We start from the raw sequence: 610 nt of genomic DNA, 5'->3' as shown, positions 1-610 counted from the left end.
GAGGGTGGTCAGTTGCGTCCGGCCATGACTCCACCGTCGACGTCCCAGACCGCGCCGGTGACCCAGTCGGTCTGGTCCGACAGAAGGAAGGCGACCGTGGCGGCGACGTCGTCGGCGGTTCCCGTACGGCCGAGAGGGTGGAAGGCGTTGAACCCGTCCAGCGCGGAGTCGACCTCCCCCTTGGGGATGAACTCCTCGTAGATGGGCGTGCGGACGACGGCGGGGGCGACCGCGTTGACGCGGATGCCGTGCGGGGCGAGTTCCATGGCCAGGTGCTGGGTCAGGGAGTGCAGTGCCGCCTTGGCCATCGAGTACGCCGACGACGGCGTCGCGGCGACGGCCTGGTGGGCCCACATGGACCCGATGTTGACGACGGAGCCCTTGATGTCACGGGCGATCATGTTGCCGACAACGGTCTGGGTGAGGAAGAAGAAGGCCCGGTTGAGGGCCTGGTAGCGGTCGTAGTCCTCATACGTGTGGTCCACGAAGGGCTTCGGGGCGAACACGCCGGCCGCGTTGACCAGAAGCGCGGCGTCGGCGTGGCCCTTGGCCAGATCGGTACGCAGCCGTTCGACGGCGTCGGCGTTGGCGAGGTCGGCCGCCAGCGCGG

At 69.0% G+C, this 610-nt stretch carries 1 protein-coding gene; it reads right to left on the bottom strand.

The annotated features are described in order from the left end of the window. Positions 1 to 8: 8 nt before the first annotated feature. Positions 9 to 610, bottom strand: a 602-nt coding sequence (locus tag STRIP9103_RS20985; protein WP_048820675.1) for an SDR family NAD(P)-dependent oxidoreductase, incomplete at its 5' end; no start/stop codon positions are given.

This window comes from Streptomyces ipomoeae 91-03, assembly GCF_000317595.1.
In the GTDB taxonomy this organism is placed as follows: Bacteria; Actinomycetota; Actinomycetes; order Streptomycetales; family Streptomycetaceae; genus Streptomyces; species Streptomyces ipomoeae.
This window is presented reverse-complemented; position numbering and strand designations above follow the sequence as displayed.